Origin of the sequence: Paenibacillus tyrphae (assembly GCF_000722545.1) — a bacterium.
Taxonomy (GTDB): Bacteria; Bacillota; Bacilli; order Paenibacillales; family NBRC-103111; genus Paenibacillus_G; species Paenibacillus_G tyrfis.
The window spans coordinates 115,312-134,331 of the sequence record NZ_JNVM01000018.1; the positions used below are offsets into that span (position 1 = coordinate 115,312).

The window sequence follows — 19,020 nt, forward strand, 5'->3', positions numbered from 1 at the left end:
TATTCGCGCCTCACAAAAAGCAGCCTTCGCTCGGCTTCATGCCGTGGCGAAAGCTGCCTGACGGGTCCGATTACCCGTTGCGTTTTTGGAAATCAACCATAAATTCGGCCAGCGCTGCGCAAGCTTCGTAAGGAACCGCATTGTAAGCGGAAGCGCGAATGCCTCCTACGCTGCGGTGACCGGCCAGACCGACGAAGTTGTTCTTCTCCGATTCCTTGACGAAGGCTTTCTCCAGCTCTTCGCTCGGCAGGCGGAATGTGACGTTCATGATCGAACGGCTGTCTGCGGCAATGTTTCCGGTATAGAATCCGCCCGATGCATCGATGACATCGTAGAGAAGCTTCGTCTTGGCGACGTTCTGCTTTTCCATCGCCTCTACTCCGCCGTTCTCCTTCACCCATTTCAGCATCAGGTTAACGACATAGATCGAATGTACGGGAGGCGTGTTGTACAGCGACTGATTTTTGGCATGCGTCGTATAGCGCAGCATGACGGGAACATGCTTCGGCTCTTCCTGGAGCAGATCGTCGCGGATGACCGCAACGGTTACGCCGGCAGGACCAAGGTTTTTTTGCGCCCCGGCATAAATCATCGCAAATTTATGGGCATCGATCGGACGGCTCAAAATGCCGCTGGTCATATCGCCGATCAGTGGAATGTCTCCCGTTTCCGGAATATCGGACCATTGCGAGCCTTCGATCGTATTGTTCGTAGTCATATGCACGTAAGCGGAGTTCGGATCGATCCGAAGGTCTCCTGCTTTCGGCAGGCTTCTCCAGTTTGTTTCTTTATTGGAGGCGGTGATGACCGCTTCCCCGACAATTTTGGCATCCTGATACGCCTTCTCGGAAAAGCTGCCCGTTACGAGGTAGCTCCCGACCTTGCCAGGCTTCAGGAAGTTGAGCGGAATCATTGAAAATTGCATGCTGGCGCCGCCGCCCAGAAACAATACCTGATAACCGGACGACAAACCGAGCAGTTCGAGCATCAGCTCTTGGGTTTCACGGTTCAGCGCTTCATATTCCTTGCTGCGGTGGGAGATCTCCGTCAGCGACATGCCGATGCCGTTGTAATCGACGAACGTTTCTTGGGCTTTCTGCAGCACTTCGAGCGGGAGCGCAGCCGGGCCGGGATTGAAGTTATAAGCGCGCATGGACATGTTTAAAACCCCTTCGCTTTTCATATGATATGGTTATGATAGCAAAGGTTGCATTGCCGCATCAAGTGTAAGTTTCATGAACATCCGAAAGGAGAGAAGTCTCGTATGGAACCGTCCGACCGCCTGTTCATTGCCGTCCCTGCCCCTCAAGCCGTGATCGCCTCCGCCGAGTCTTGGGTCCTGCGACTGAAGGACCGGTTCGCCTTCGCCAGATGGGTCCATCCTCAGGATTTGCATCTTACTTTGCAGTTCTTAGGCGACGTTGCGCGGGACCGGATCGATCGAATCGCGGAATCGGTCGGACAAGCGGCTGAGAGCACGGCTCCCTTCTCGCTTCATTTTCAAGGCTTGGGAGTATTCGGCAAACCGAACGCCCCATCAGTGCTGTGGGCCGGGGTGCAGGGAGAAGTGGAGAAATTAGGGCAGCTTCAACGCCGGATCGAGGACGCGATGAAAACGCTGGGGTTCGCTGCGGAAAACCGTCCGTATAAACCGCATTTGACGCTGGCAAGAAAATTTACAGGTCCGGTCGGAAGCCATACCGCAATGCTGGACGTTGCGCTGCCGGACGAATGGCAGACGTCGTGGCTGGTTAAGGAAGCCGTGCTTTATCGCAGCCGCTTGGGCAGCCGTCCGATGTACGAGCGGATCGCCTCTTTTCCTCTCGGCTGAAAGAACGCGAACAATCGGTGAGCTTGAAGAGGCAAGGCAGCAGGACATCGTCCCCTGAGGCAGGGCTAATCGCCGGCTAAGAGAGCGGCCTCGTCCGGTGGGACCGTCCCTTCGGGCGGAAGGATGATCTCCTCAATGGTCAAAAACTCCATGGCTTTCATTGGATTCATGCCTAACTGACGCAGCATATCTCGAATATCGAGCAATATGGTTTTGTCCATAGCTACCTCTCTCTCCAATGGTTATCCTCCGGGTCTCCCTTGTTCTATTTCTGTATTGTAACGGAATGTTCATCATTTTTGATAGTCTAAAATGGCTATTTTATCGACTCTAAAGAATTTTTTAGCGGGTCTGTCAAATCACGACAATAGGCGCACAGATCGGTTATTTTGTCACTGCGCCTGGTCGTAGGTCACCGGTTGTCTCATCTTCAGCTGTACGACAATTTTGCGAAGCGACTCTTTGTTCAGGCCAAGCTCGTTCAGCTCCTGAATCAATTGAACCCATTCCTGGTCCAGCATCTCGGGCTTGTCCCCTTGATCGTGCAAAATAAGCGTTTGTACGTTTACGCCGAGTACGGGCGCGAGCTTCCGAAGAAATTGGATGGACGGATTCGATTGCAAGTCCCTTTCGATCGAACTCAAATAAGACTTGGCGACGCCGGCGCGGGCTGCAAGCTCCGTAAGTGACATGCGTTTCTGATGCCGAAGGGACTGAATTCGTGCCCCGATCATGATTAATTCCTCCTTAGTTTTCCCGAAGGCCGAGTTTTATAGGTCTAGTCCTATATTCATACTAATTGTATCATATTTTGATACATATTGTATCGTTATTTAAAAAATTTTATTATTTTTTGCCTATTGACCGCAACTTTTTTTTGAAATATGGTTCTTCACAAACTTTGCTACGTAATGTATAATCTAGTCAAGCTTGAATTCAACAGATTTCGACAAAAGTGATACTGAGACTAGTACATCGGCAATGTTTTGGAGGGAAATGGAAATGGTCAGAATCGGGGACAAAATCGCTCTGCTCCGCGAAAAGCATGCGCTTACTCAGGAAGAGCTCTCCAGTAAAATCAACATTTCGCGCGCTTCGCTCTCTCATTACGAGAAAAACCGAAGGGAGCCGGACTACGACACCGTGGTCAAAATTGCAGATTTTTTCAAGGTATCCATCGATTACTTATTGGGAAGAACCGAGGACCCAAGAGTCGTACTGGAGCCGGAAGTACGGGCTTTCGTAGATAGTCTGGAGCTGTCCGACGAAAAGATTATCGACCGATTCTCCTTAACCGTAGACGGCATGAAACTGACTTTTGACGAGGCGAAGCGGTTCATCGCCTTCGTAAGGGCCGAAAGATCGCTCAGATAACGCTGCGAGCCTCCCCTCCTGTTAAGCAAGCAGCCTAGCTCGATCCTCATTTCCATACAATCAGGTATACATGCGCCCCGCTATGGCAATAATGGGCAATTGGGCGTCCTGCACGGTTCGCGGCGGAACCTTATCCTGGCTTCGTGCGGCCGGGCGTTACGGACGATTGGGCCGAGGGCAGCTCCCGGGCCGGATGATTACGCTCCGGACAACCTTTAACCTCGTCCAAAAAACGGTTGATTTTGTCAGGGTGGATCCCAAGCTGCTTCATGGTGATGCGAATATCAAGGGCAACGTTTCTGCTCATGACTCCAAATCTCTCCTGTACAAGGTTTGGGTATGGGAAGCACCCTGCTTCAAATAAGTGTATTTGAAAAATCAGGGATAAGTTGCAATGGCATCTTGTATACTTATTGTATCATAAAACGGATACAAATTGTAACCCAATTTTTCGCTTTTCCTTGTCATTTGGTAACAAAATTCACCCAAAACAAGGAAGAACCATCCTTCACAAATGTCGATACGTAATGTATAATTTAATTACTTCCTCACACAGTCTGGGAGCTTGACCCTCCGTTACGGCCGTTCTTTATAGAAAACAGGCCCCGCTGTGACAAAAGAAGCAAACGCATTCAATTGGTCTGGGAAGTTTGCTCCTGAAATGGTTTACTCCGGATCGTTTTTTTCGTTATCGTTTAGGCACAACGACTCATTCGCAACAAATGAAAAGACCTAGAACGAAACATTTCGTCCTATCCGGAGGACTATCGTATACTTAAGATGATCGGGGTGAGAACAGTTGGGGCAAATTGGAAACCGCATCGCTGCATTAAGGGAAAAACAAGGATTGACTCAAGAAGAGCTATCCTTGAAACTCGATATTTCCCGCGCCTCCCTCTCTCATTATGAGAAGAACCGCCGGGAACCCGACTACGATACCCTGGTGAAAATCGCCAATCATTTCAAAGTATCGATCGACTATTTGCTTGGCCGGACTCAGGACCCGGAGATGGTGCTGGATCAGCAGGTCAGACAATTCGTCGACAGCCTGGAGCTGTCGGACGAACGAATTTTACAGCATTTTACGCTTACGATTGACGGAAAACAGCTCACGCCGGAGGAAGCCAAGCGGTTCATCGCCTTTGTCCGGGCAGAGCGGTCCTTTTGAGCATTTTAAATAAAGCCCCAGACTAATGTCTGGGGCTCCGCTATGTTCCGCGCCGGCTATTCGTTATCCGGCTTCGGACCCTTTAAAAAATATTCAATCACAATATTGGCCCATATGTCGTACCCTTCGTCATTGGGATGCGTGGCATCGCTCAATACTTCGTCCAGATTTATTTTATTTTTCGCGAGAGTCTCGTTCATTTCCTTATAAATATCGATATATTCCCAGCCGTTTTGCTCGATAAACGCTTTGGTGCCTTGAATGTAATCCTCGTACGTAAGCCCCGCCTTATTCTTCACTTCCCCGTGTCTTCTGGGGTTAGGAGACAATAAAACAATTCGGCTTTCCGGCAAGCCCTGCGTTAGCTGGTTCACAATCGTTTCAATGTTTTTATTTGTCGTTTCGATCGGTATATTTTGCAGGTAATCGTTCAATAGGCATGTCTCAAAAAGAACAATGGTCGGCTTTTGGCGAATAATACGGTCGGGAATTTGATGATCGATCATATTTTGGGTGGAAAAACCGTTAATTCCTCCGTTGCTGAATTGCAAGCCGCTTAACCCCGGCTGTTTTTTCAAAGCCTGCACCAGCTGACTGACCCAATTCTTCTCTTTCTGCGAGGCTCCCATGCCTCCTGTGACGCTGCTCCCCATCGTAGATATCGACAAGGCTTTGTTTTGTGCCGCTTCGTATTCCAGCGTCTTGACTACGGGAGAAATTTGACGGCAAGCGGTTCGATGGGCCAAAAAATAATCAGGATTGGTGCAGCCCGAGGAGTTATTCATGTCCGGGGATATTCCGGCAAGCCATACGATGATTATGCTTTTAATGAAATCCAGTAGATTCATTCTGCGACCTCCACTTCTCCAGTTGTCCCTTGGATCATTATGGTTCCAGCTCTATACTAAAATTAGTGATTATATGCGAATTTGTATATTCTCCCGTGCTTGCGCTGAAACCGATCGTTCGCAACGAATCCGTTCCATCGACAGATTCGGAAAGCACCTTCACACGGTCCAGCAAGACGATCAGCTTTTCTCCGGTAAATTTTATGTCAACGTCGTGCCAATTGTAATCTTCCGTCTTCACCGTTTCAAACGAAGCCATTTTATTGGTAATGTTTCCTTTCACCAAGGCGATATAATTGCTCGCCGGATCATTTAATTCGGGATTGTAAAAATTATCGAAAATAACGGCGTAGCCTTCCGCCGGCTCAAAGCCCAAATATCCTCCGGAAGGCACCGCTTCCGACGGTCCCGCCACCCACACAAAAGCAAAACCGTCCCCTCCCGTACCTCCCCCGGCCTTATAGCGGAAGGAGACCTTCCACCGGCCGGCCACATTCGCCTTCAACCACGCGGCTCCCGCCAAATTCGGATTGGGGGTCGTTAAAACCATCGTCCCTTCTCCCCGGAAGGCCGTTCCCCGATAGCTCCATAACCCGCTATCTTCCTTAAACGTATCCGCAATTAATCGAGCAGGCGTCCCCGTATTCCTTGCTCCGGGCGAAGCCAGCGTATCGTCGTATTTCAAGAGCGGTACATTCTGTCCGGACTCTTTCTGCGCAAATAATACCATCATTAAAATCGTAAACGGGAACAAAAGGATAAGTTTTCGTCTCAAGTAGTTTGCTCCCTTCTAGTTGACTGATGGCTTTGTTTATTTTTCGGTGGCCAAATGCTTGCTCAAAATGTTCTCCCCGGCTTCCTCCGGAATATTTAATAGCTGCAATAAGCGCTTGGACTCCAGATACAGTTTATGATTGTCCTTGGAAATTCGTAAGCAGGAACAGACGAGCTCATAATCGATATTCAAATATTCCGCAAGCCGCTTGTATATTTTCACATCGTAGGTTTTATTATCCTGGCATTCCGTGCACACAAAGCTTACCGCGTAATTGGTCCCTTTCCCCGATTCCTCATCTGTTTCAAAGAAAAACACTTTCTTGATCTCATTGCCGCAGGTACAAATCATATTTCATATCTCCTATGCACAACAATATGCATTGACGTTTACTTAAATGCATAGCCGGACGATTTCCGTCCAGGTCGTGCACAGCTCGACTGTGTTTTCTTCAAAAGCTCCGGTGCCGTTCTGGATTTCGATCAGCTCAAGATCGGTCAGCGCACGAATGCTGTGTCTCGTACCGGCCGGAATCCGGATGACATCGCCTGCCTGAACCGGCTGAAGCCGCTCATCGAGGATCATCTCCCCTGTACCGGAAAGCACGGTCAGCACTTCGTCGTGCGAACGATGAACCTGATAGCTGTGATGCTTACCGGCCAAGATGCACAGCCTTCGGGTTACCGCCTTGTGGTCATTCTCGCCAAGTACGCAATCCAAGATTCTGTATTTTCCCCAGACCCTTTCCTCATACATGGGGGGCTGCTCGATCGATTTGATGATGTCTTTGATCTTCGGCGTCGATTCCTTGCTCGCCACAAGAATTCCGTCCGGACTCGCTGCAACGACTATATCCGGCACATCCAGCACGGTAATGGGAATGTTCAACTCGTTGATCAAATGCGTATTTTGACTGGCATCCGTCATGATTCCCGTGCCGATAATCGGCGTACTCATCTCTTCCGTCAGCGTATTCCAGGTGCCCAGGTCTTTCCATACCCCGTCGTACGACAGCATGGCGATATTTTTCGTTTTCTCGACAACTTCATAATCGAAGCTGATTTTGTCCATTTTTCCGTACTGCCGGGCCAATTCCTCATACTGGATAGGGAGGCCTTTTTTAATCAACAGCGTGATGATGAAGTCGAGCTTAAACGCGAAGATCCCGCAATTCCAAAGCGCGGATTGGGCAATCAGCTCCTCCGCTTTGCTTTGTGTCGGCTTTTCTTGAAAGCTGGCCACTCTCATGAACGTTTCACCGGTGTCCGGGCTCGGCTCCGGCACGATATATCCGTATTTTTCAGATGGAAAAGTTGGTTTTACCCCCATAAGCGCCAAGTCCGCCCTCGATTCCCGCAGCACATGCTCCAGCTTTTTGATATGCTCGAAGAACGGATCTTCCACATAAGGATCGACGGGAAGAATCGCTACGCATTCTTCGAGACTTACGCTTTCCACGGAGTACAAATAGACGGCAGCCAGAGCGATTGCCGGAAACGTATCGCGTCTCTCCGGCTCGATGATCAAGGGAACCTGCTCACCGATCTGGCTTTGCAAAATTTCCCGCTGCACCTTTCCCGTCGCCACATAGGCGGACTGATCGATATCGGCGCTTTTCAGCTGCCGCCATACCCGCTCGACCATCGATTCGAGCTGCCCTTCTTCGTTGCGCAGCACCTTCAGAAATTGCTTCGATCTCGTATCGTTCGATAACGGCCAGAGACGCTTACCGGAGCCGCCGGACAATAAAATATATTTCATGAGATACACATCCTTTTCATGATATCGTTTGGCTCGCCCGCGGTTCGCAGCAATACCTCGTTCACGTGATTCGCCGCATGACTCCACGTATATTTGGACAGCACGAAGTTGCGGCAGACCTCCGAAGTAGGCCATGTCTCCCGCTCCCGGTACAGACGAACCAGCCCTTCGGCAATGGCGTCGGCGCTCGTATCCTTGAACAAAAACCGGGAGTCGAACGGCGTCAAAATCTCCTTGTTCCCTCCGATGGGAGTCGCTACCACCGGTACGCCGCTGGCGAGAGCCTCTATGGTGATCAAGCCGAAGCCTTCCAACGCCTGGGTCGGAACAACGAACAAATCCGAGGATTGATAATACAAGGGGAGCTGGTCCTCCGGCACATATCCTAGCAAACGAACATGATCCGCAAGGCCGTATTCGCGGATTTTCTCCTTCAATTCGTCGGCAAGCGGCCCCCTTCCGCCGATGAGCAGGAGACTGTTCGGCTCCTCAAGCACAACCGTTTTCCAGGCTTCCAGCAAGTTGAGCAATCCCATCCGCTTGACCAAGCGTCTCACGGTTAATACGACAAACCGATCGGAAGGGATGTTCAGCTCGGCCCTTGTCTTTTGCCGATCGGAGGCCGGCTTGAAGTTATCGATATTGGTCGCTCCGGGCACAATCTCGATGTTATCCAACGGAATACCGTACGATTCGTGTAAAATGTCTTTAAAAAATTGGCTCAATACAATAAAGCGGTCGCCAAGCCGGTATGTGCTCATCTCGATCTTCCGGGCCACCGAGTTTCTCAGCCGGTTAACCAAATCAAGCTTCTCCACGCCCAATTCGTTCGCCCACGGGCCGTGAAAGCTCATCACCACGGGAATATTCCGCTTCTTCGCTTCTAGAGCCGGGCCCAGAGCATACGGCGAAAAGTGCGTATAAAGCACATCGATCGGACGGCTGTTCATAATGGCTGCCGCTTTTTTTCGGAAGGCCCATTGCCGCATCAGCATCATTTTATGGGGCTGCGTGGCCTGGATGATTTTGATTCCCTGATGCACCGGCTGCTCCGGGCTGCTCACCATGGCTTCCAGATCATGGATTTCGGAAAGCTTCTCGCATATCGATCGAAAATAAGTGTTTAATCCTCCTGGCTGATACACGGGCCATCCCATTCCCGTTGCCAATATTCGTAATATTGACATGCTGATCCCCCTACCTTTATTCGGCAACTCCGCTATTTTGAACCCTTTTTAATTCATACAGCTTAATTTGCGTCAAATATTCGTAATAAGCCCACAGAGTCGCAACCGTGAGACCGGCCAGCCCTTTCTTGAACAGCCCGTGAACAAAATATTTTTGCCCGAAGCGCAGAACCGGGCGGAACAGCAGCCGCATCAGACTGAAACTTTGGTTGGACGAAAGAGCTTTTTGCGCTTCCAAGGCGGTGTATTTATTAAACCGGATCACATGGTCATCGATGCTGCGGTAGCCGTCATGCCATAGGATTCCCGGCATAAATCCGATCTTGCGCCCTTCCGGTTCCGGTCCTTCGTGAACCTCCGTCTCTTTAATGGAGGTGACTTTCCGGTTATACATCCGCGGAAGATGCTCCCCTTTATCGAGCCACTTCCCCATAAAATTGCCGATCCGGTAGATGTTGTATATATCAGCGTCGGCCGTTTTCCCTGCTTTCCACTGCTTAATGGAATTTTTCAGTTCCTCGTTCGCAAATTCATCCGTATCGATGAAAAAGATCCAATCGTGGGTCGCCTTCTCCGCGGCAAAATTGCGTTGCTTGGCAAAGCCGGGCCATGGATTGAAAAATACTTTGCAGCCTAAGCTCTCGGCGATTTCCACCGTCGCATCCTTGCTTCCCCCATCGATAACAACAATCTCATCCGCAAAATCCTGACATGAAACAACGGCTTTGGCGATTCGTTGCTCCTCGTTTTGAGCGATAATCGTAACCGATATGCGCTTGACCTCGGAGTGGTCCATCTCCTGATTGACTCCTTTCTATTTAGGTAGCATTTGATTTGAGCCGTTGCGTGATTTTCTGCTTAAACCATAATAAATCGCCCTGTGTCGGGACAGGACGCGGCATCGGGACCTTCAAGCTGAGCGGGAATTGAAACATGATGAAGCAAAATCGGACAAAGGTTGCCGCTAACAGCGCACAAGCCGCTCCCGTCAAGCCGAAGCGCGGAACCAGGATGATGAGCAGCGGAATGCTAATGGAGAGACCTATAGCTTGGAGAAGGGATACCTTTCCGGGTTTTCCCAAAGCCATGAAGGTTTGCGCCAACACCCAGACCGCACCGCTTAATGCCGTCTCAAGAAGCAAGATCCAAATAATACCTGTCGCTTCCCTATATTTCTCGCCATACAACAAGATGAGCGCCGTCGGCGAAATAACCATTAAAACCAAGGCAATGATGCAGGTGCCTGTCGAAGCGATCCGGAATACTTTCATCGTGAGCGAAATGGTCTCGTCCCTGCTCATGCCTGCGGCTTTAGGCAGCAGGACAATCGCAATGGCATTTTGAAAAATGCCGACCATCCGCGCAAGGCTTAAAGCGACCAAATAGAGCCCCAGGTCGGTCGGTGTCATTAACCGCACCATTACCACCTGGTCCATGAACAAAGTGAGCGTCGCCACAATATCGATCAAGTAGGAAGAAAGACCATACGTGATCAGCCTCTTGACCGACGAGACGATGCCTTTCAACGAAGTTTTGTACACGCGAAACAGCTGATATACGGTATAAATCCCAACCGGCACATTGGGAAGAAAATACGATAAGGCCGAGGTGAACGGCGTTAGATGGCCTGTGAGCGCCAGTCCCAACAGCATGATCAGCGTCGCGACAACAGGCAAATATCGTCTTCGGTTAAATCCCTTGAAATCTTCGCGTCCCTGCATGACGGCGTTTAAATAGTTCGTAAAAAGTACGCTTGGCGCAAAAAACATCAAAATTTGTGCCAAAACCACCGTTTCATGCGAATAAGAGCTCAGCCAGACCGGAACAAACCAGATGCCTAGCGCCGTAATGAATACGCTGGTTCCCAGATGAATCAGGCACGCGGTATAAATAAAGTTTCCGGATTCCTGCGGATTTTTCTTCATGTTGTAGATCACGGAGGTTTGCAGGCCGAGCGTAAACAATTGCCCGAGCAGCGACGGCCAGAGCATGATCGCTGATTGCTCCCCTCTCCCGACCGGGCCTAAGAAACGGGCGCAAATGATCCCCGTTCCGAGGTTCAGAAGAACGATAAACATGCTGGTCATGATGGTTCTTATCGTATTGGCCGCGCTTGATTTTTTACTCAACTTGTTCTGAAGACCGGTCCATAAAGGGATGAACCTTTTCAACGCTTTTTCGGGTAATATAGACATGAGCCGCGACATCCTTTAGTCTCCTTTAGTTGATGGTTCGGAGCCATTCCAGCCCATAGCAACGCAAAACCATATCAATACGCCTAGAATGGAATTGTAGCTGTTGGAGAAAAACAAATTGGTGAATGAAGCGGTCATGACGGCAATGCCGAATCGCGTATAGCTTCTCTCCCTTAAGCCCAACCCCTGTTGACTGCACAAACTTTTGAACAAGCTCCAAAGTCCATAGCAAAAAGCGGCAGTTCCAATCAGACCGTAGGTCATCATAATACTGCCTATCCCGCTATCGAATACGCCGGTTTCTTGGCTAAGCTCGCCGCCGTTCTGCAATCGCGTGGCCGTCCCTACACCGCCCAATCCCAAGCCCTGCGGATTGCTAAGTAACATCGGCAGCAGCTGGTTGGTCAAATCCATCCTTTCGTTAAACGAATGATCGTTCTCCATATCGCCAAAAGTGGCAAACCGGTTCATCAGCTCCTGTCCTTGCGGTACAACCAGCAAGCACGCGTAAACGAACAGGACGAAGCCGGCGAGAATGCTAAACGATTTCAAGCGGTTCATTTCTTTCGAAATCGCGATAAAGACGATTAAGGCGACGGCCGCCAGTACCCAACCCGAACGCACCAAGGTCACAATCGAGCCCAGAGCCACTAGCATGACGCCGGCCCATCCGAGAGCCCCCCGCCATTTTTTGACCAGCAGCATCGCGGCAAGCGCCAACGAAAGATAGCTGCCCGCGGGACCCGGAGAGTTGAGCGTCGAAAATACCCGGATTTCAAATGGGTTGGGCTTGCCGATCGACGTCATTCCCGAATAATCCATCCAAAACGCATCCCATGGAGGAACCGCAACAAATTGGATCAGCCCGTAGCAGGCGATGAAGATGGCAAGATGGACGAAGCTGATCATCCAGGTATCGCGCTCTTGAACCGTCGGACGGTAAGCAACGATATAAGGCACCCACAGTAAAGGCACAAGCGTATTGGCCAGGTCAAACAGACTGGCCGATCCGTTACGCGCAAGCCCGATAAGCAGCGCATATCCCATTGCCCCAAGCAGCCACAGCAGGCCCTTGCCCGCTTGCCCGGGAAAATCGCCCAGGGCGCGGACGATCGGGATGACCATAAGCAGGCTGACGACGAGCGGAAGGACGCTGATCATCGACATCGAGTGGTAAGACTCCGTCAGCCAATCGTAGATTCTTCGCATTTCGGGCGCCGTGACCCAAACAAACAGATTGTAAGGAAGAAACCACAGCGAATTATGCCATGCCAGCAGTAAAGCCGGAAAGACGACGAGCATGACGACAACCAGTTGCATCATGGAATCGCCGCTTTTTAATCCGATGGCATAGCCTAAATAACCTGCAAGCAACCAAGACAGAATGATTTTTCCTATCCAATGGCCGTATAATTTGCCGCTTATTTTTAAGTATCCTGTTTTAAGCAATTGGCCGTTCCTCCTACAGTGTCTTTAAGACAGCGAAACGCCAACAGACTTTCTTTGGTTCGTGCTTTCGAGAAATGCGCGGTATTTTGTTTGCAGATGCTTGTCGAACTCGCTTTTAAACCGGTCGACGCTGAATTTCTCCGCGTGCGCCCGAATCAGCTCCGGGTTCCAGGTCATGCTCTCGCACTGCCTGACGGCATCGGCCAACGAAGCCGCAGTCGGCTGCTCAAAATAGACGCCGTTGAGCGGCGGACGAATCGTATCGAGCGCTCCGCCTCCCTTATAGGCGATAACCGGACGGCCCGCAGCGTTGACTTCAAGCGGCGTAATGCCGAAATCTTCTTCCCCGGGAAAAATAAACGCCCGGCACTGCGACATCAGCTTGGCGACTTCTTCGTCCTCCAACCGGCCCAAAAATTGAACGTTGCTTTTGGCCATGCCGCGAAGCCGCTCCAGATCGGGCCCGCCGCCGACCACGTACAGCTTGGCGCCGATTTGATTGAACGCCTCCACCGCCAGATCGATTCTTTTGTAAGGGATCAGACGCGAAACGATCAAATAAAAGTCGTCCACCTGCTCCGAGATCCGGTAACGCTCCGTTTCGACCGGGGGGAAAATAACGCTGGACTCCCTGTTGTAGCAATGCTGAATCCGTTCTTTCACGATCGTAGAGTTTGCGATATACTCATTCACCCGGCCGGCCGTTTTCCGGTCCCAGTATTTCAAATATTTCACATAAAATCGCAGCCCGTTTTTGATGAGAGGCGAATAGGATTCCCGCGAGATGTACGTTTCGAAATCCCACGCAAACCTCATCGGGGTATGGCAGTAGCAGAGGTGGAATGTTTCTTTCGGAACTTTGATTCCTTTCACAAAAGCGAAGCTGGACGAGATGACGACATCGTATTCGCGAAAATCCATCTGCTGAAGAGCAATGGGATAGATTGGCAGCAGCTTCTTGAAATTGGCTTCGACCCCGGGAATCTTTTGGGCCCATGTTGTCCGAATGTCGGCGCCCTTCAAGTCGTGCATCATTTTGTCGAAATTGCTGGCTAACGTGTAGATCGGAGCTTCGGGATACATTTGATGCAGAACGGCAACAACCCGCTCGGCTCCGCCCATCTGCGTCAACAGATCGTGAACAAGCGCTACTTTCAACTCCGAAGGCCTCCTTTATATTTTTATTCTTCCGCTGATGACTTGAGGATAGAACGACGTAATTTTTTGAACCGTATGTTCGATCAAGAAAAGCTCCTTCACCCGGCTCATAGCCTTCTCGCCCATTTCCTTACGTTCTTCCGGATGCTCGATCATCCATTGAATGGCTTCAATTAACCGCTCCGCTTTTCCCGGCGGAATGAGCAAGCCGGTTTCTTCGTTCAGCACGATCTCTCGGGGCCCTCCCGCATTGGAAGCGATGACCGGAAGCCCGACCGCCATTCCTTCGACGATCACCTGGCCGAAAGGCTCCGGTATGACGGACGTGTGAACCAGCAAATCCGCTTGACTCATCAATTGGGAAATATCGTTCACATGTCCCAGCATCTTGACGTTAAACAAGCCGTTCTCACGGATGTATTGGATGAGCTGCTGCTTGTAGACCGCATCCGCTTCGAACAGCGCGTCGCCGGCGATCCAAAACTCGACATTCCGCTTGGCAAAGGACTTTGCGGCTTCCAGCAAAATATGCTGTCCTTTCCAATCGGCCAGCCTGCCGACCAACAGAACGATAAAGCGGTCGTCCTTATCCTCAAGCTGCGGCTCGTTCTTCCGCCCGATTTGACCGAAGTAAGAAGGGTAGGCAATGGTTTTTTTCTTGGACGTCGCTTGCGACAAATTCAAAGTAGCCATCGTTGCATTGGAGTTGGCGATGACGCCGTCCGGCAAATATTTCACCATCAGCTTCATAAAAAAAGCGACGATTTTTCGCAAATACGGCGCCTCGATGATGTCATGAATATGCCAAATGAGCGGTATGCCGGCCGACTTGGCGGCAACGGCACCGTAGATGGCGGATTTCAAAGAATTCGTATGAACGCAGACCACTTTTTCTTCCCTAAGCACTCTGCCAACGGCTTTTCCGTATAAATAAGTTTTAATCGCAGAGCTGAATACTTGGAAATTAATTGTATTGCGATTTCTGTTTCTAACCTTCTCGTCCAAATGGATAATTCGAACGTCCATTCCTTTTTCTCTTAAACGTTCAGCGAGCGGTCCGTCCTCTGCCAACACGACTAACGGTTCTACGGTTTGATCAAGATTGGTTAGCAGATTAAACAGCGCCACTTCACCGCCACTCCATCTGGCAGTATGATCCAAGTAAGCTACGCGGTACATGCGACACATTAACCTCCCTTCTTACCTATAAAATTATAATGAAAGACGACCCCACATCACTGAACCTTCTGCTCCTGAATGACCATCGGATAAAATTCGGTAATCCGTTTGACGGTAGATTCGATCAAGAAATGTTCCCGCACACGCGTCATGCCCATTTCTGCCATGTGCCTTCGTTCCTCGGGATGATCGATCATCCATTGAATGGCTTCGCTCAGCAGATCCGGCTGGCCCGGCTGAATGAGCAGCCCGGTGACATGCGGCACGACGATCTCGCGCGGCCCCCCTAAATCCGAGGCGATGACCGGCAAGCCGTTCGCCATTCCTTCCACAATGACCTGCCCGAACGGCTCCGGCATGATGGAGGTGTGGACCAACAGATCGGCTTGCTGCAGCAAGGACTGGATATGCTCGACGTGCCCAAGCATCATCACATTCGTTAAATCGTGGTCTTCAATAAACTGTTGCAGCCGCTTTTTATAACCGTCGTTGCCGAACAACGCGTCGCCGGCCAGCCAAAACTGGACCTCCGGCTGCTCCTTGAACCGCTTCGCGGCATCGAGCAGGACATGCTGTCCTTTCCATTCGTCCAGCCGGCCTACGAGCAAAATGACAAACTGCTTCCGGTTCGGGGATTGACCGAGCATCGATCCGATTGGGCCGTTGTACGAAGAATAGGCAACCAGCGTTTTGACGCTTTGCGCTTCGGACAGATGCAGGGAAGACATGGTCGATTTGGAATTGGCAATAATTCCGTTCGGCAGCAGCTTTGCCATGATGCGGATAAATTTGGCGATGACAGGACGGAGGTACGGCTCCGCAATGTTATCCCGAATGTGCCAGACGAGAGGAATCATGGCGCTTTTGGCCGCGATTGCCCCATAGATGGCCGATTTCAACGAGTTCGTGTGTACGCACGATACTTTTTCCTTTTTCAGCAATTTGCCGACTTTCAATCCGTACTGGAAAAATTCAAGAACGGAGACGAATAAATGCATGTCCAGTTTGTTCCGGTTCCGGTTCCTCGTTTTATCTTTGAGCAGCATGACTCTAACGTCGATACCTTTTTCCCGCAGCTTTTCGGCCAGCGGTCCTTCCTCGGCAAGAATAACCAAAGGATGGACCGTTGAGTCCATATTCGTAAGAAGGTTATACAGCGCGACTTCTCCTCCACTCCACCTGGCCGTATGATCCAAATAGGCAACCCGAAGCATGGCAATTTTTCCATCCTTTCTCCAGTAATACCACTCCTCTTGAGACCTTCACGCATCATTTGTTTGTTTCGTTACGTGGCTTCCCAGATTCACTTGGCGCAACAACCATCGGATATCGTCACGAGTGATGAGCAGGCGTGGAATTGTAGTTTTTAATGTAAACTTGTATTGACTCAATATGAATATAAAGCGAATGCAGGTTGCGGTAAGCAGCGATATTCCCGTAAACAGCAAGCCATATCTGGGAACAAGCATCACCATAAGCACAAGGCTCACGGAAAGACCGATCACTTGTTGAATCGAGCAAATGCCGGGTTTTCCGACGGACATAAACGCTTGCGACAAGATTAACGTTCCGCCTCCGATGACAACCTCCAGCAGCAGAATCCGAAATATGCTGACCGCTTCGTAATACTGCGAGCCGTACAACAAATTCAATACCAAAGGTCCGACAAACATAAAAAGAATCGCTACGATCAGGGTGACGAATACGCTGATGCGGAACACTTTTTTGACGAGCTCAATCGCTTCCTCCTTTTGGAGGCCCGACGCTTTGGGGAATACGACCAAGGCCAACGAGGTTTGAATCACATTGACCACTTTGGCCAGACTGACCGCGACCAGATACAGCCCCAGATTAGAGGGGGACAGAAGCATGATGACGACGACCTGATCCATATACATGATCAACGTGCCCATCACATCTACGCCGGAAGACCGGAGGCTGTAGGAAACAAGATGGCTGACGGACTGCTTCATCTGTTTCAAGCGAGGAAGATACCGCCATAGCAACCGTACCGTCAGCCCCAAGGTAATGGGAATGGTCGGCAGCGCATAAGCAACAGCTCCGCTGATGGGCGTCAGCTTATTCGTGAAAATTAATACGAGAAGGATCAGCACAGTCCCGATATGGGGTAAAATACGCAATTTATTAAAAAGTGTAAATTCCCCCCTAGCCTGCAAAACCGAGTTGTTGATATATTCTAAAAGCAATACGGGCGAAGCCAACATAAACCATTGTGCGTATCGAACCACTTCCGGAGAATAGCCGTGCAGCCAATAAGGGATACCGATGAAGCCTATCAGCAAAGCCGCACAGCCGGTCACCAGACATAACAGTACTCCCGCTACGTACAGCCCGGGGGAATCCTCCTGGCGCTTCTTCAAATTAAACAACAGCGCGGAGGGAATCCCCAGCATGAGCATGCCGGCCAAAAAAATAAACCAGAGCGTCATCGCGGAAAGCTCGCCTTTGCCGACCGGACCGAGATATCTGGCCGTCAGGATTCCGGTGATCAAGTTCAATAGAAAGATCAGCATGGTCACGGTCACCGTGCTGATCGAGCTGGCCGTACTATCTTTTCTGGTAAACAGGCTTTTGACTAAGCCGTATACGTTGGAAATATCCAATCCCTTGCGAAACAAGGACATGAAACTGTTCATTTTCTCTCCTCAATTCGTTCGATAGCCGGAAGAGGCTTCATCCCTAAAGCGGCGACAAACCATACAATGGCTGCTCCAATCCCTGACATTCTATTTTCGAATGTTAAGTAGCATACGGCACTGACCAAGACGCAAAGCGCCAGTCGAACGTATTTTTGATCGGCTTGACCGGCTGTTTTGTGCAATCGGAACAACTGTTTCGCATACAGCCAGATGGCTCTAAAAAATACAACGGCGCCAAAAATTCCGAAGGTCAAAAACAAAGCGAAAAAGCCGTTGTCAAAGTTTCCATACTGCCCCAATTGTCCGCCATTTTCCAATTTCGTCCCTGTTCCTACGCTGCCCAATCCTTCGCCGAACGGATTCCCAAGCAGCTTGGGAATCATATTTACCGTGAATTCCATCCGGTCGTTATACGAATAGTCGTCATTGATATTGCCGAGCGATTGGAACCGTTCGACCAATTTGTCCCCGCCTGGAACGACCGGGATAAGACCAACGCCCAATAGGGCAATCGCACAGATCAGCAATAAGCCTTGCGCGCGTCGTTTGGCATTGCTCAGCATCAGGTAGAGCAAGATCGCCAACACCATCGTCACCCAGGACGCTCTAACCAACGTAATGATTAATCCCAAAGCCATCACAGGCACGCCAAGCCACCCCATGAAGCCCCGCCACTCTTTCTCGACCAGCATGGCCAACAAAGCAACGGACATAAACATGCCCGCCGGACCCGGCGAGTTCAAGGAAGAAAAGACGCGGATTTCGTAAGGCAGAGGCAGCCCGTTTGTCGACATTTCCACTTCGTTCATCCAAAAAGCGTCCCAAGGCGGAACGACAAAAAATTGAATGATGCCGTAAACGGCCACAAGCAAAGCGATATTCACATACGATTTCATCCACAAACGGCGCTCCGCGTGTCCGTGGGAGCGGAGCTCGGCATACACTAAAAACAGCAGAGGGACAATATAATTCGCAAAATCGAACAGGCTGGCAAACCCGTTCCGTATCATCCCGACCGCAAGCCCGTAAATTAAGGCGATTAAAAACAAGATCAGTACATTGCGGATAACGGGCGTCATCTCCCAGCGTCTCCGCAGAATCGGGATGACGACCGACAACGTGACCAGCAGCGGCAATACGCTAAACAAAGAAACCGGATGATATTCGTTGTGGTACCACTCGAACAACCTGCGTATTTCCGGGTTAACCGCCCATACGAACAAGATATAAGGGATTAACCACTTCGAATCGGTCTCCGCCAAAATCAGGGCCGGAAAAAACACGGATAGGATGATCGTTAATTGAACGGCCAGTTGCTTCTCAAGGATCGAGCAAAAAAAGCCGACACCTACCGAAACGATGAAGGCGAGCCACATCCACGCCGGAATATGCAACCATCCCGCGTTCTTTTGCATAGGTATCTTCATACTGCTCC

General features: G+C 50.3%; 20 protein-coding genes. 3 read left to right on the forward strand and 17 right to left on the reverse strand.

Annotated features, from left to right (window positions below; translation table 11 throughout):
• Window positions 1-70 precede the first annotated feature (70 nt).
• Window positions 71-1,159 (reverse strand): 3-phosphoserine/phosphohydroxythreonine transaminase, encoded by a 1,089-nt coding sequence (serC, locus tag ET33_RS22470; protein WP_036687013.1) that lies wholly within the window; start codon window positions 1,157-1,159, stop codon window positions 71-73.
• A gap of 105 nt (window positions 1,160-1,264) precedes the next feature.
• Here serC and thpR point away from each other — a divergent pair, with 105 nt between their 5' ends.
• Window positions 1,265-1,831: an RNA 2',3'-cyclic phosphodiesterase gene (gene thpR, locus ET33_RS22475; RefSeq protein WP_036687016.1), complete on the forward strand. Its 567-nt coding sequence runs from the start codon at window positions 1,265-1,267 to the stop codon at window positions 1,829-1,831.
• A 65-nt stretch (window positions 1,832-1,896) separates the two neighbouring features.
• Here the strand turns inward: thpR and ET33_RS38995 are convergent, their stop codons facing one another.
• Window positions 1,897-2,052 carry a hypothetical protein gene (locus ET33_RS38995; protein WP_161783563.1) on the reverse strand — a complete coding sequence of 52 codons (156 nt, stop codon included), beginning with the start codon at window positions 2,050-2,052 and terminating at the stop codon, window positions 1,897-1,899.
• A 171-nt stretch (window positions 2,053-2,223) separates the two neighbouring features.
• A complete protein-coding gene (locus ET33_RS22480; protein WP_036687018.1) occupies window positions 2,224-2,565 on the reverse strand; it encodes an XRE family transcriptional regulator in 342 nt (113 codons plus the stop codon).
• A gap of 268 nt (window positions 2,566-2,833) precedes the next feature.
• On the opposite strand from ET33_RS22480, the gene ET33_RS22485 reads away from it, so the two are divergent.
• Complete coding sequence (locus tag ET33_RS22485; RefSeq protein ID WP_036687021.1) at window positions 2,834-3,205, forward strand: helix-turn-helix domain-containing protein; 372 nt, start codon at window positions 2,834-2,836, stop codon at window positions 3,203-3,205.
• 130 nt (window positions 3,206-3,335) lie between these two features.
• Here the strand turns inward: ET33_RS22485 and ET33_RS39000 are convergent, their stop codons facing one another.
• A complete protein-coding gene (locus tag ET33_RS39000; protein WP_161783564.1) occupies window positions 3,336-3,512 on the reverse strand; it encodes a hypothetical protein in 177 nt (58 codons plus the stop codon).
• Between the two features lie 492 nt (window positions 3,513-4,004).
• On the opposite strand from ET33_RS39000, the gene ET33_RS22490 reads away from it, so the two are divergent.
• Window positions 4,005-4,373: a helix-turn-helix domain-containing protein gene (locus ET33_RS22490; RefSeq protein WP_010496287.1), complete on the forward strand. Its 369-nt coding sequence runs from the start codon at window positions 4,005-4,007 to the stop codon at window positions 4,371-4,373.
• A 56-nt stretch (window positions 4,374-4,429) separates the two neighbouring features.
• Here the strand turns inward: ET33_RS22490 and ET33_RS22495 are convergent, their stop codons facing one another.
• The 13 genes from ET33_RS22495 to ET33_RS22555 are packed head-to-tail and all read right to left on the reverse strand — an operon-like array spanning window position 4,430 to window position 19,012.
• On the reverse strand, window positions 4,430-5,221 hold the full coding sequence (locus ET33_RS22495; protein WP_051775521.1) for an SGNH/GDSL hydrolase family protein: 792 nt from the start codon (window positions 5,219-5,221) through the stop codon (window positions 4,430-4,432).
• Between the two features lie 37 nt (window positions 5,222-5,258).
• Complete coding sequence (locus ET33_RS22500) at window positions 5,259-5,996, reverse strand: L-type lectin family protein (RefSeq protein WP_152570685.1); 738 nt, start codon at window positions 5,994-5,996, stop codon at window positions 5,259-5,261.
• 36 nt (window positions 5,997-6,032) lie between these two features.
• Window positions 6,033-6,347, reverse strand: a complete 315-nt coding sequence (locus ET33_RS22505) for a hypothetical protein (RefSeq protein WP_036687027.1) — start codon at window positions 6,345-6,347, stop codon at window positions 6,033-6,035.
• Window positions 6,348-6,389: 42 nt separating this feature from the next.
• Window positions 6,390-7,757, reverse strand: a complete 1,368-nt coding sequence (locus ET33_RS22510; protein ID WP_036687029.1) for a sugar phosphate nucleotidyltransferase — start codon at window positions 7,755-7,757, stop codon at window positions 6,390-6,392.
• Window positions 7,754-8,944 (reverse strand): glycosyltransferase family 4 protein, encoded by a 1,191-nt coding sequence (locus ET33_RS22515; RefSeq protein WP_051775522.1) that lies wholly within the window; start codon window positions 8,942-8,944, stop codon window positions 7,754-7,756. Before ET33_RS22515 ends, ET33_RS22510 begins: the two co-directional genes overlap by 4 nt.
• Window positions 8,945-8,960: 16 nt before the next feature.
• A complete protein-coding gene (locus ET33_RS22520) occupies window positions 8,961-9,740 on the reverse strand; it encodes a glycosyltransferase family 2 protein (RefSeq protein ID WP_036687033.1) in 780 nt (259 codons plus the stop codon).
• A gap of 22 nt (window positions 9,741-9,762) precedes the next feature.
• A complete protein-coding gene (locus ET33_RS22525; protein ID WP_063761684.1) occupies window positions 9,763-11,139 on the reverse strand; it encodes a lipopolysaccharide biosynthesis protein in 1,377 nt (458 codons plus the stop codon).
• 15 nt (window positions 11,140-11,154) lie between these two features.
• Window positions 11,155-12,588: an O-antigen ligase family protein gene (locus ET33_RS22530; RefSeq protein WP_051775524.1), complete on the reverse strand. Its 1,434-nt coding sequence runs from the start codon at window positions 12,586-12,588 to the stop codon at window positions 11,155-11,157.
• A 24-nt stretch (window positions 12,589-12,612) separates the two neighbouring features.
• Entirely contained in the window at window positions 12,613-13,746 is a 1,134-nt protein-coding gene (locus ET33_RS22535) for a glycosyltransferase (RefSeq protein ID WP_036687035.1), read from the reverse strand.
• 15 nt (window positions 13,747-13,761) lie between these two features.
• Window positions 13,762-14,925: a glycosyltransferase family 4 protein gene (locus ET33_RS22540; protein WP_036687037.1), complete on the reverse strand. Its 1,164-nt coding sequence runs from the start codon at window positions 14,923-14,925 to the stop codon at window positions 13,762-13,764.
• A gap of 56 nt (window positions 14,926-14,981) precedes the next feature.
• Window positions 14,982-16,139 carry a glycosyltransferase family 4 protein gene (locus ET33_RS22545; RefSeq protein ID WP_036687038.1) on the reverse strand — a complete coding sequence of 386 codons (1,158 nt, stop codon included), beginning with the start codon at window positions 16,137-16,139 and terminating at the stop codon, window positions 14,982-14,984.
• A gap of 48 nt (window positions 16,140-16,187) precedes the next feature.
• Entirely contained in the window at window positions 16,188-17,582 is a 1,395-nt protein-coding gene (locus tag ET33_RS22550; protein ID WP_051775525.1) for an oligosaccharide flippase family protein, read from the reverse strand.
• Window positions 17,579-19,012: an O-antigen ligase family protein gene (locus ET33_RS22555; protein ID WP_036687176.1), complete on the reverse strand. Its 1,434-nt coding sequence runs from the start codon at window positions 19,010-19,012 to the stop codon at window positions 17,579-17,581. Before ET33_RS22555 ends, ET33_RS22550 begins: the two co-directional genes overlap by 4 nt.
• Window positions 19,013-19,020: the final 8 nt, after the last annotated feature.